11 protein-coding genes are annotated in these 11,916 nt (G+C 50.4%); 7 read left to right on the top strand and 4 right to left on the bottom strand.

Translation table 11 applies throughout. The annotated features are described in order from the left end of the window. The first annotated feature begins 24 nt into the window (after nucleotides 1–24). Complete coding sequence (locus EL628_RS18335; protein WP_126581358.1) at nucleotides 25–972, top strand: helix-turn-helix transcriptional regulator; 948 nt, start codon at nucleotides 25–27, stop codon at nucleotides 970–972. An 89-nt stretch (nucleotides 973–1,061) separates the two neighbouring features. Here EL628_RS18335 and EL628_RS18330 read toward each other — a convergent pair whose 3' ends face one another. From EL628_RS18330 to EL628_RS18315, 4 genes are all read right to left on the bottom strand, one after another. Next, the gene (locus EL628_RS18330; RefSeq protein WP_126581357.1) at nucleotides 1,062–2,279 is read right to left on the bottom strand and encodes an ornithine cyclodeaminase, nickel-pincer nucleotide-dependent; all 1,218 of its coding nucleotides are present in this window, start codon (nucleotides 2,277–2,279) and stop codon (nucleotides 1,062–1,064) included. A 201-nt stretch (nucleotides 2,280–2,480) separates the two neighbouring features. Beyond that, on the bottom strand, nucleotides 2,481–3,503 hold the full coding sequence (locus tag EL628_RS18325; protein ID WP_126581356.1) for an N-acetylglucosamine kinase: 1,023 nt from the start codon (nucleotides 3,501–3,503) through the stop codon (nucleotides 2,481–2,483). 91 nt (nucleotides 3,504–3,594) lie between these two features. Next, nucleotides 3,595–4,320 carry a 6-phosphogluconolactonase gene (locus EL628_RS18320; protein ID WP_126581355.1) on the bottom strand — a complete coding sequence of 242 codons (726 nt, stop codon included), beginning with the start codon at nucleotides 4,318–4,320 and terminating at the stop codon, nucleotides 3,595–3,597. A gap of 19 nt (nucleotides 4,321–4,339) precedes the next feature. Then, on the bottom strand, nucleotides 4,340–5,638 hold the full coding sequence (locus EL628_RS18315; RefSeq protein ID WP_126581354.1) for a family 4 glycosyl hydrolase: 1,299 nt from the start codon (nucleotides 5,636–5,638) through the stop codon (nucleotides 4,340–4,342). Nucleotides 5,639–5,875: 237 nt separating this feature from the next. Here EL628_RS18315 and EL628_RS18310 point away from each other — a divergent pair, with 237 nt between their 5' ends. From EL628_RS18310 to EL628_RS18285, 6 genes are all read left to right on the top strand, one after another. After that, the gene (locus EL628_RS18310) at nucleotides 5,876–6,610 is read left to right on the top strand and encodes a GntR family transcriptional regulator (protein ID WP_126581353.1); all 735 of its coding nucleotides are present in this window, start codon (nucleotides 5,876–5,878) and stop codon (nucleotides 6,608–6,610) included. 87 nt (nucleotides 6,611–6,697) lie between these two features. Continuing rightward, entirely contained in the window at nucleotides 6,698–7,693 is a 996-nt protein-coding gene (locus EL628_RS18305; RefSeq protein ID WP_218028946.1) for a tagatose 1,6-diphosphate aldolase, read from the top strand. A gap of 33 nt (nucleotides 7,694–7,726) precedes the next feature. Further along, entirely contained in the window at nucleotides 7,727–9,043 is a 1,317-nt protein-coding gene (locus EL628_RS18300; protein WP_161975590.1) for a family 4 glycosyl hydrolase, read from the top strand. 3 nt (nucleotides 9,044–9,046) lie between these two features. Next, on the top strand, nucleotides 9,047–9,976 hold the full coding sequence (locus tag EL628_RS18295; protein ID WP_126581350.1) for an SIS domain-containing protein: 930 nt from the start codon (nucleotides 9,047–9,049) through the stop codon (nucleotides 9,974–9,976). Beyond that, nucleotides 9,973–10,896 (top strand): carbohydrate kinase family protein, encoded by a 924-nt coding sequence (locus EL628_RS18290; RefSeq protein ID WP_126581349.1) that lies wholly within the window; start codon nucleotides 9,973–9,975, stop codon nucleotides 10,894–10,896. Before EL628_RS18295 ends, EL628_RS18290 begins: the two co-directional genes overlap by 4 nt. 27 nt (nucleotides 10,897–10,923) lie before the next feature. Continuing rightward, complete coding sequence (locus EL628_RS18285; RefSeq protein ID WP_126581348.1) at nucleotides 10,924–11,913, top strand: 1-phosphofructokinase family hexose kinase; 990 nt, start codon at nucleotides 10,924–10,926, stop codon at nucleotides 11,911–11,913. Nucleotides 11,914–11,916 lie beyond the last annotated feature (3 nt).

Raw genomic sequence — 11,916 nt, 5'->3', positions numbered from 1 at the left:
TGCGAGAAGGGAAGATTCTTCAGGATGCATTTTCCTACCACGCGAGTGTTAACTGTGCTGGAATTGTTGCAAGCACGTTCGCGGATCAGCGGACCAGAGTTAGCGTCCCGTTTAGAGGTTGATACACGGACAGTACGGCGGTACATTACGATGTTGCAGGACCTTGGCATTCCAGTTGAGGCGGAGCGGGGGCGCTATGGTTCCTATCGTTTACGCCCGGGTTTTAAGCTCCCTCCACTTATGTTTACGGATGATGAGGCACTGGGGGTGACAATTGGTCTACTGGTTGCGAGAAAGCTTGGACTTCTCGTGGCAGGACCAGCGGTTGAGGGCGCATTGGCCAAGATTGAGCGTGTGCTGCCTGTCGCGATCCGAGCCCAGGTGCAGGCGTTGCAAGAGAGCTTGATTCTGGATCTGCCTTCTGACAAAACGGTGCCAGAGCAAAGAGTTGTACGGATCTTAGTGCTGGCAATTCAGCAGCGCCAGAGGGTGTTATTGCGTTATCAAGCCTATAAAGCCACTGAAAGCGAGCGGAAACTGGATGCATATGGTCTCGTCTATAGAATTGGTTTCTGGTATCTGGTTGGCTATTGTCATCTACGTCAGGAGATGCGAACGTTCCGCCTGGATCGAATTCTCGATGTAACGGCTCTAGAGGAAGGATTTCAGCGTCCAGCAGAGTTTGATTGCCTGGCATTTGTCTTGCATTCAATCTCTCAGACCCCAAATATCTGGTCTGTGGAAGTCCTGTTAAAGCTTTCTTTGGCGGAGGCGCAACGCATTGTCCCGCCAGCTCTGGCGACACTGGAAGAGGTTCATGAAGGGGTGCTGTTGCGTTGTGCAGTGGAAGATCTGGATTGGATTGCCCTGTTGCTGGTCAATTTGAGATGTGATCTCAAGATTCTGCGGCCAGTAGAGTTGTATGATGCGATGCGAAATCTGGCCACTCGTGTCTCCTCGCTGGCCGAATAATTTTGTAGCTTGAGGAGTGGGTTACGGCGGCCATCATTTATGATGGCCGCGTACCCCGTTCTTTGAGTATCAATGATAAAAAACCTGTCCTATGAAAGGACATCCAGCAATTCACGCAAGAAGAGTTCTGCATCGGTTACCAATCCTGCGGCCTGGAAACTGCCGCGATCGGCAAGTTTTGTAACGACAGCGGGATTGATATCGACCACAACAGTTCGCACATGGGCCGGGAGCAGGTTTCCCGTTGCGATCGCATGAAGCATCGAAGCGATCATAATAGCCATCTCAACTCCCTGGACCTCGTTGCGCATACGTTTCTGGGCTTCAATCATATCAGAGATCACGCCTGGCATTGGACCATCGTCACGGATAGAGCCAGCCAGGACCATTGGCACATTGTGCTTGATCGCTTCGTAGGTAATGCCTTCTCGCAGCAGACCAGTCTCGATCGCTTTATCGAGAGAGCCGATGCCACGGATGGCATTGATAGCACGCAAATGATTGCGGTGCCCTCCCTCAACCTGTTCGCCACTTTCGAGATTGACCCCCAGGGATGTCCCAAATAAAGCTGATTCGATATCATGGGTAATAATGGCATTGCCGCCAAAGATGACCTGAACATAACCACGGCGCAAGAGCTCTGCAACGTAGCGACCGGCACCAGTATGAATGACGGCCGGGCCCAGGACAAAAAGGATCTTCCCGTTTCTGGCCCGCGTCTCTTTCATCTGGCGAGCAATCTCATGGATAGCCAGTACTTTGGCCTTTTCAGATGACACACTACTCTGCATAAAAGCAAACGATTCGCGCTCACGTTCACGCTCATAAGGAATGACGCGAATTCCTTCGTGGCCCACCACAACCTCATCGCCAACCTTGACATCGTGCATAGGACGACAATAGGCCCGTTTTTTATCAGATGTAATAACTACTGCCACATCCATCTCAATCTCTTCTACCTTGACCCATTGTCCTAAGAGGCGGACCTGAGTCTGAAGATTGGTTGTTGAATAGAATCTGGGTGGTAAGACGCCATCTTGTTCGACTGGAGCAGTATGAACATCATTGGGTTCCAGCAGAACAGCTCCCAATTGTTGAAGTTCAGATAAAATCAGATCTAATACTTCATCGGTTGGAGCGGAGACTTTGACGCGAGCGTAGCTTGTCTCATTCTTCGTGGCCCCAACCCGCATCTCCTCAACATCGAAGTTGCCACCACGATCCATAATCACATCCCAGGCCCGAGGGAGGGTCCAGGAATCGATAATATGCCCACTCAACTCCACTACTTCATGAACTGTATCCATGGGGTTCTCTCTTTACTTTCCAACTCGCCACAATATAATTGTCAGTCTAATCCGACCGCTTCTGAGTGTCAACTACAGGCAGACATGCGCTCTGCCGGGTTGCTTCAGGAGCGGTGAATGGCCTTAGCCAGACCGATCTCCCTTCAATTATACTGTTCGTTCCACATCGGTACAATACAGCTCAGGAAAATTCAGGAGATTTTAGCGTCCTGTATGAAAGAAAGGCTGAGCAGGAATTGTGGGTTCTAGCCGCTGTATAAGAGGTGCATCAATGGAGATTCCAGCGGCCTCTAATGCACTGAAGAGAACTCCAATGACCGGTTCAAAACGTGGGCTTTTGACGGTAGCCTCGGGCGCTTTCTGATGCACCCGTTCGATGAGAGCATCGGCGAGGAGCGATGAAGGATGGCGAAGAACACCGCCCGCAAGCATCAACGTGAAAGGGGTATTAAGCAAGTGCACTTTGCGAGCTGCAACTAAGGCGTAATCTCCCAGTAACTGTCCATGTTGTTGTACAATTGTCTGTGCCACCTGATCGCCCTGTTCCGCTTCGTCCAGCAACAGTGGCGTCAAGTTCGCCAGGACATGGGTCATTCCAGGAGAACCTCTCCTGGTCAGGAGATGGAGTACATCTTCAACGGTCGTCAGTTGAAAGAGCTGCAAAACCAGATCGGTGAGGGAAGTTGAGGGCGCCAGACCGATCTCAGCTTGATAAACTGCATGCAAAGCTTTCTGACTGAGATCGATGCTTCCCCCCACATGTTGCCAGAAACTGGCGTGCCAGATGTGACCATCATGGCCACGCGCACCGACCGCGGCCCCGGTGCCACAAATTACCGCGACCCCTGTCTTAGCAAATGCAGGACTGCCAGAATGAAGGATACCCAGAGCATCATTCTGAATCTGAATGGTGTGGCCCCAGCCATGATCCTGTGCAATTGTCTGTAGTAAGGCATAATCCTCGGGCCAGTCTGCCCCGGCCATATTAAAGACGCTCGCCACCAGTTCTTGTGGGGTCGCACCAGCTGCGGCCAATGCGCTCTCGATAGCCTGTTCCAGGTTCTGTATCGCGAGCTCGACTCCACTCTGTCGATTGCTGGCATTAAAACTATTATAAATGTCGCTACAGCCTCCGCGACCACTTCCGCAGATCACCCCATCTAAAGTTGCCACGAGCGCAATCGTTTTCGTATTGCCTCCATCGACAGCCAGAACATACGGCATTGTATTCTTGTCTCCTCTCTGTTGACTTCCTCTTCCGATGTAGCGATAGGAGGAAAAGATGAAACGACCTGTTTTGTTGTGTCTGAAATAATTACGTCTGGGGCCAGGCGGCTTTATCGCTCAAGACCACAACGTTTGCTGCCTGTTGTAAAAAGGATGAAGGTACAGCAGGCGTTATCGGTCCAGCCACCGTTTGATGAAGAATCTCCTGTTTATGCTCTCCCGAGACGAGCAAGAAGATCTGTTTGGCCGCCAGGAGCTGACGCATACCACAGGTAAGGGCTTGCTGCGGAACCTGTTCGATACCGCCCCAATAGGTAGCATTGCTCTTCAGGGACTCTGGCGTCAGTGATACCACGCGTGTGGGGGCGTTAGCATCGGCGAGAGGCTCATTAAAACCAAGGTGACCATTTGGGCCCAGACCAAGAATCGCGATATCAGCGCCACCAGCTAGTTGTAACTGGTTATCATAGTCGCGGCAGACCTGATCTGGATCAGAAGCCTCTCCCGGTAGACGAACGCAACGAGAGGCAGTAATCTCAAGAGGGTCCAAAAAATCCCGCTTGACCCATCCAAACAGCGAGCGATAATCATCAGGCGGGATAGCCAGATATTCATCTAATTGGAATGGACGTAACTGAGAGGTCTTGATTTGACCCTGCTGATAGAAGTAAGCCAGTTCTTTATACGCACCCAGTGGCGTATTTCCAACGGCAATAATCACCGAGGAATCTGGTTTAGCTGTAAACGCTTCTGCGATGAGCCTGGCCGCAGCCAGGCTCATCGTAGCATAATTGTCAGAGACAAGTAGCTCCATCTCTCGCTCTCTTTCGCTTTTAGTGTAATAAACGTTCAGGAAGATAATTGCGAAGGGCAGCCGCCATCTCATCATAGATGCTCTGGGCTTTGGAGAGGGATGGCACAAGCGGATTGCTGGCAAGCGCTTTAATGGCATCCTTGCGTGTTCCCCCCCAGGCAGCCTCAGCAGCCAGCGACTGGTATTCGCTTAATTGTTGGACCAGACCGCGGACAGGTTTTGGGAGATGACCATGTTGTAGGGGAGTGATGCCATTGCGATCAACAAAGCCAGTCAGTTCAACCACGCGATCCTCTGGCAAATCTGCCAGTGCTCCACGATTGGGCACATTGACATACCAGACCTCTTTGCGATCATTGAAGATGGCATCGATAATATCGATCGCTAGCTCTAACTCATTGATGCCGCCTCGGGATCGCTCGGGGTCCAGGACCGGATTAGCACTTTCGGATTGTTCACGGTAGTGTACCCAGAAATCCTCGACGTTGGCGAGAATATCCTGAGCGCGTGTCGTTGGCTTTGCCTGTTGTTCGGCCAGGATCTCATCGTTGAAGTAATAATACTGAAAATAATTACTCGGGAGACTCTCCATCAAACAGGCCAGTTCAATCATCCGCAAACGTTCGCGTGGCGTCTGACCCTTACTGAGTGCTCGCTCATAGGCAGCCTGTAGGAGAGGAATAAAATCTTGTCCATCGTACTGATGGCGAATGGTCCACGAGCCATGGTTCAGCCCGATAGAAACTGCATCAAGCTTATCTGGATCGAGCTCTGCGAAACGGACATAGTTGGTATTATAGATGATCGGACCCTCGCAGAGTGAGACCGTTCGAATTGGCGAATGATGAACGACCGCTTCAGAGACAAGATTAATAGGATTCGTATAGTTGATCAACCATGCATCAGGACAGATCTCTTCCATATCTTTAATGATATCACGCATGATATGAATGGAGCGGAGAGCCATAAAGAAGCCACCGGGCCCCTGCGTCTCCTGTCCGATCACGCCATATTTCAGGGGGATCGACTCATCCAGATAGCGTGCCTCAAAGTTGCCAGGTCGATAACTGGTTAAGACAGCATCACAGCCCTGGAGACCAGCCCGACGATCAGTCGTGATCGTGATCGTCAGATCCAATCCTCTGACCGCAGCCATCTTCTGGGCAATCTTCTGTACAATTTTCAAGCGCTCCTCATTGAGATCGATCAAAACAATCTCGGAGCCCACAAAATTTTGACCCTGTTCAATCAACGAAGCGACTGTCCCGGGTCCGCGTGTACTTCCACCGCCAATATAAGCAAGCTTTATACGTGCCATGTTTCCTTATCCTTTTTTTGAACAATATCTATCATCGATGCCAACACACTTGAGAGGCCATAGAAATATCGAATACTCTCCCGTACCTCCTTCTGTCTTAAGACAGAAAGTGGTACGTACTGTGAGTATACATTAAAGCACTTGAAAATTTCAAGAGCATTTGATATACTCTGTATACAGATAGATAGAGTGAATAGGTACGTACCACTAGAAAAAATAGAGATAGAGGAAGACGGTGTGGAGCATATATATCTTAATCAGCAGAGCGATGTTCCGCTGTATCTGCAGTTGAAGGAGAATCTTCGCGAGCAGATTCGGGCTGGTGTCTGGCAGGTAGGCGAGCGTCTTCCTTCTGAGCAGGCCCTCCATGAGCAGCTGGCTGTGAGCCGAGCGACCGTTCGTCAGGCATTGGCTGAGCTCGAGCGTGAGGGATATTTATCCCGCGAGCATGGCCGTGGCACATTTGTCAGTAAACCCAAGATAGCGATGCGTTTGAGCTCAGTCTATAGTTTCACATTAGATATTGAGGCCAAAGGAATGCAGGCTGAGACACGGATCGTTCTGTTCGAATACGTTATTCGCCGGCCTGAGATCTCGGCGCTCCTGGGTGTCTCTGAGCATGAGCCCCTGATTAAGCTTGTGCGTCTGCGGCTGGCAGATCAAGAGCCAATCATGTTAGAGACAACCTATCTACCCGAACAGTTGGTTCCAGGTTTGAGCGAACATGATGTTGCGACGAATAGCCTGTATAGCATTCTTGAACAGCGTTATGGTATGCAGCCTACCAGTGCGCTCGAAAGTTTTGAGCCGATCCTCACCGATGAATTTGCGGCCAAGATGCTTGGTGTTCCTCAGGGTGCACCAGCGCTGTATGTCGAGCGTCTGGGATCGTTAGGCGATGGACGCAAAGTTGAATTGACGCAATCGATAGTGCGTGGTGATCGTTGTCGCTATTTTGTCGAGCTCTCCTAGTCTCTTAAACGATCTTCTGAGAACAACTCCGAACACCATAGTGCATTGATAGAAGTGAATAAATGAATAGCCTGAATGGAGGTTAATTTGCAACTCTCGCAGGGAAAGCGCCAGGGGCTTCAGGCCCTGAGCAATGGACAGGGAATTATTGCGGCAGCAGCCATGGATCAGCGCACTTCATTGCAGAGAGCAATGGCAAAGGTGAAAGGAAGTCCAGCGACCGAGAGCGAGCTTCGTGAGTTTAAGCTCCTGGTGACTGAGGCTCTTACACCCTATACATCTGCTATTTTATTAGATCCTCACTATAGCCTGGAGGTTTTGCTCAAGCGAGCACCTCAGACCGGCGTTCTCCTTTCATATGAGCAGAGTGGCTATGATCATACACGTCTGGATCGTTTGCCTCACTTACTTCCTGAATGGTCTGTAAAGCGGCTCCAGGAAGCTGGTGCGGATGCCATCAAAGTATTGCTGTACTATGATCCTGATCAAGAGACTTCAATCAATCGTATGAAACAAGCAGTTGTGGAGCGTGTGGGGGCTGAGTGCGTGGCCTATGATCTCCCCTTCTTCCTTGAGATCATCACGTATAGCGCAATTGAGAAATCTGAACTTATGTTGGCGCAGGAGAAGCCTTTGCGCGTGCAATTGAGCATGCAGGAGTTTTCTCGTCCAGGCTATCATGTGGATGTACTTAAGATTGAAGTTCCGGTTGACATTCGCTATGTTGCAGGTTCTCGAGCTAATCTTACCAATGAAAGTGCTTATACACATGAGAGAGCAAGCCAATTGTTTGCTGAGACAGCCAGGTCGACCCAGTTGCCCTTTATTTATCTCAGTGCCGGTGTGAAGATGGATATTTTTATTGAGACATTGCAATTGGCGGCTGAGTCGTCAGCCCCCTATTATGGTGTACTCTGTGGTCGGGCCAGCTGGCAGGACTGTATCCCTATCTATCTTCATCAGGGACGTAAGGCTGCGGAGGAGTGGCTACAGACGGAAGGTGTGGAGAATGTACTGACCTTACATCGTATCCTTGAGGCAAGTGCTCAACCCTGGTGGCAGCGATATCCAGCTTATGATTAAATGGGTAGTTCTCTTATAGGGAGGTTTTCACTGATGAAAGAGCGCATTGTTTTGATTGGTGCTGGTAGCGCCGTATTTACGCGTGGTCTTGTCGCTGATCTGATTACCAGGGGTGTTGAGACAGAGCTGGTGCTGGTCGATAGTGATCCTGAAGCCCTGGCTGCAGCGGAGAAGCTGACGGCAAAGATGATTGCATCTCGTCAAGCTCCGATTCAACTGAGCGCTTCAGTTGATCGTCGTACGGTTCTCGCAGGTGCAACGGTCGTCATCTGTACGATAGGTGTCGGAGGACGTCGTGCCTGGGAGCAGGATGTCTTTATCCCGCGCAAGTATGGAATAATTGTTCCTGTTGGGGATACAGTTGGACCTGGTGGGAGCTCTCGTGCATTGCGTATGATTCCAGCCATGATTGCGATTGCGCAAGATGTACTGGACCTGGCTCCAGAAGCGCTATTCTTTAACTATGGCAACCCGATGGCACCAGTCTGTCGAGCAATTCATAAAGCCACAGGTGCAAAGGTAATTGGTCTCTGTCATGGCGTTAATGCAGTAGCTGCCTATCTCTCACGTGCGCTACGCGTTCCTCAAGCGGATCTCCATTATACAGCGGTGGGTATCAATCATCTTACCTGGTTTACTGCTCTTCGGGTTAATGGACAGGATGCACTCCCCCGTCTGCATGAAATTGCTGCTGAACGTCTGCTTGATCCTTATGAAGGGGAGCCATTTAGCTGGCGGCTCTTTGAGCTCTTTCATGCATTCCCTGCGGTACTGGATCGGCATGTGACAGAGTTTTTTCCACAATTTTTCCGTGAGGGAGCTTATTATGGTGGGAAGACCTTAGGGAACGAAGCTTTTAGCTTTGAAGATACAATTGCCGGTGGGGACGAGACATTTGAACAGATGCGTACAGATGCCCTGGCTGCTGAGCCTCTGCCCACAGATTATTTTGAGCGCATTGGTGGAGAGCACGAGCAAGTATTAGAGATTGTAGAAGCGATTCGCACAGAACGAGGGACCATCTTTTCTGCTAATCTTCCTAATACGGGACAGGTTCCTAATCTGCCACGAGAGGTTATTGTCGAGAGCCCGGCAGTTGCTGATGGTAGTGGTCTGCATGCGTTGGCTCTACCAGCTCTGCCCGCTGCACTGGTTGGCACGCTCGCTACCCGCTATATGTGGGCTGAGACCATTGTGGAAGCTGCATTGGAAGGGAGCCGTACAAAATTTATTCAGGCCCTGGTCCTAGATGGATCTGTAAAATCATTGGAAATGGCTAGTAGTGTAGCAGATGAACTGCTTGAGGCTCAAGCCGCTTATCTTCCCTGGGTAAAAAGAGAAGGATTGTAATCGATGACCACACAGATAGAACAGGATATTCAGGGTATTCCACCTCTATTGTACCAGGTGCTTGAGCGTACATTGGAACTGAGACCAATTCTGCGGCCTCAAATCCATGGTCCTCTGGCTCTATTAGGATGTGGTTCATCGTATTGTATAGCTAGAAGCGCAGCCGTCTTGTATGAGACGGCCACAGGATATCCTGCACAAGCCTTGCTGGCATCAGATTATCGATCGCGTATGGGCTGGCGACAGATTGGCATTAGCCGTACAGGGCAGACAAGCGAATTAATCGAAGCATTTCGTCGCATTAAGCGCACAGAGAAAACCTATACACTCTTACTTAGCGGCGAGCAAGGCTCTCCTGCTGAAGAACTGGCTGATGAGACCTTTCCACTGGAGTTTGCACCTGAGAAAGGCGTGATTCAGACACGTTTTATCGTGGCTTCGCTCCTGGCTTTGCGATTGCTTTTTGCCCGTGATGAGGATCTTCCCTATTTACAGACGCTACCAGCACAGGTTGAACGGTCATTGCAGGAATTTGATCCGCAAGCTTTTGCTCAGTATGCACATAGCGTCTTCCTCGGTCGAGATTGGCGTGCCGGTTTAGCAAGTGTGGCTGCTCTAAATCTACAAGAGACTGCTCGCGTTGTGCCTGAAGGACATCACACATTGGATTATCGCCATGGTCCGATTGCTTGTGCTGACGAGCAGACAGTCATCTGGTGCTTTGATACACCGAGTGATTCCGTTAGTGCAGCCGTAATGCAGGATGTACGTAAGACAGGAGCAACTGTCTATTATCCAGAGCAAGATCCGCTTGTCACTCTGACCGAAGTTTTTCGTTTCTCACTGCACCGGGCGCTCCAACGGGGGCTAGATCCAGAGAAGCCTCGCCATCTAAGTAGAGCCATTATTTTACCGCAGGAAGTCTTAGAATGAAGACAAAAGAGTTAGATGTCATAGTAGTGGCTGAGATTAACGTTGATATCATCGTGGCAGGTATGCAGAGGCTGCCAATGCCTGGAACTGAGCATCTTGTAGAGAGCATCGAATTGACAGCGGGTTCCAGCGGCGTCCTCACAGCAACTGCTTTGGCAGCGTTGGGGCTTCGGGTGGGCCTATGTGGGCTTGTGGGAGATGATCTCTTTGGCCACTATATGGTAGAACATCTTCAGCGCTGGCATATTGACACGGCTGGTGTTCTCTGTGATCCAACCATGAGGACTGGTGCGGGCGTTATTCTCTCGACCTTAGAAGATCGAGCGATTTTGACATATAGCGGAACCATTGCGCAACTTCGTCTGGAGGACGTGCGAATGGATCAAGTCGCACGAGCGCGCCACTTACATCTCTCGTCCTATTTTTTGCAGACAGCGCTTCAGCCAGATGTGCCTACACTTTTGCAGCGCAGCAAAGCTCTGGGCTTAACGACATCGCTTGATCCAGGGTATGATCCTGCTGAGCAATGGAAGATGGAAGGCGTATTAGAATGGTTAGACCTCTTTCTTCCAAATCTGGATGAAGCTCGTGCGCTTACAGGAATGTCTACGATCACTGATGCCCTGAAACGGCTAGCATCGCAGACGCCAGGGGTTGCGATAAAAGCAGGTCAACTGGGAGCAACAGCCATCAAGGATGCAGAATACAGACAAGATCCTGGTTTTTCTGTTCAGGTGATAGACACGACAGGAGCGGGCGATGCATTTAACGCAGGCTTTATTGCTGCCATGCTGGCAGGTGAAAACCTGGGAGACTGTCTGCGGCGTGGAAATGCCTGTGGAGCCCTCACGGCTGCACATCGTGGAGGCTCAGGTGGGTTCACACGCAGTGATGTCGAAAGACTCCTATCGTCAACGTGAGGCATCTAGAGAGAAAGATAATTATCGATGGGCTCTATTTTAACCATTACCTTGAACGCTGCTATTGATGCCACTATAATCCTTCCGGATCAATTAACTCCGGGCGAGATCCATCGGGCAACAGAGCTGCTCAAGCTTCCTGGTGGCAAGGGCATCAACGTTGCACGCGTGTTACAGACACTGGGGCTGCCCGTCTGTGTAAGCGGCTTTATTGGTGGAGCCGCAGCAACTTTTATCAAGGCGAAATTACAACAGGCCCATCTTTGTGATCGCTTTTTCTCTATTCAAGGTCAGACGCGAACCTGCTATGCTTTGTTTGAGCCCATGAGCGGTCGGACGACGGAGATTTACGAACCAGGAGCGGAGATTCTTCCTCATGAAGCCGAGGGTTTTCTGGCGTCCTTTTCAGATCTCTTACAAGGATGTGATCTTGTCATCTTCTCCGGTTCGTTGCCACGTGGTCTGCCATCAGACTATTATGCTCAGCTCATGAAAATTGCGCATATGCAGCATATTCCTACCATCTTGGATACCAGTGGAGCTGCTCTCACTTTCGGGCTGGCTGAACAACCACTCTTGATTAAGCCCAACCATCGAGAGGCAGCTGGAATCCTTGGCTATCCTTTGCAAAGTCAGGACGAACGAGTTGCGGCAGGTCAGCTATTGCAAAAACAAGGAGCGCAACTGGTGGCTCTTACGTGTGGCGAAGAAGGTGCAATCCTCGTCAGCGCACAAGGATCGTGGCTGGCACGTTTGCCAGCTATTCCAGCTATCTCAAGTGTTGGATCAGGCGATGCATTCCTGGCAGGATTTAGTGCTCGCCTCTGGGAGGCTCTTCAAGAAGAACGTATCAGCTCATTGGCTGTGGCTAGTAGACAAGCAGAGCTATTACAAACTGCTTTCGTCTTTGCGGTGGCCTGTGGAAGTGCAAACACACTCAGCCTGGGTGCTGGCAGGCTGCAACGAGAGGACATTGACGAACTGGTCCAGCAAGTGAGACTTGTGCAGATTGGCTGATCT

It is taken from the genome of Tengunoibacter tsumagoiensis (assembly GCF_003967535.1).
GTDB lineage: Bacteria > Chloroflexota > Ktedonobacteria > Ktedonobacterales > Ktedonobacteraceae > Tengunoibacter > Tengunoibacter tsumagoiensis.
The sequence above is the reverse complement of the archived record's forward strand: the minus strand, read 5'-3'. Positions and strand labels throughout refer to the sequence as shown.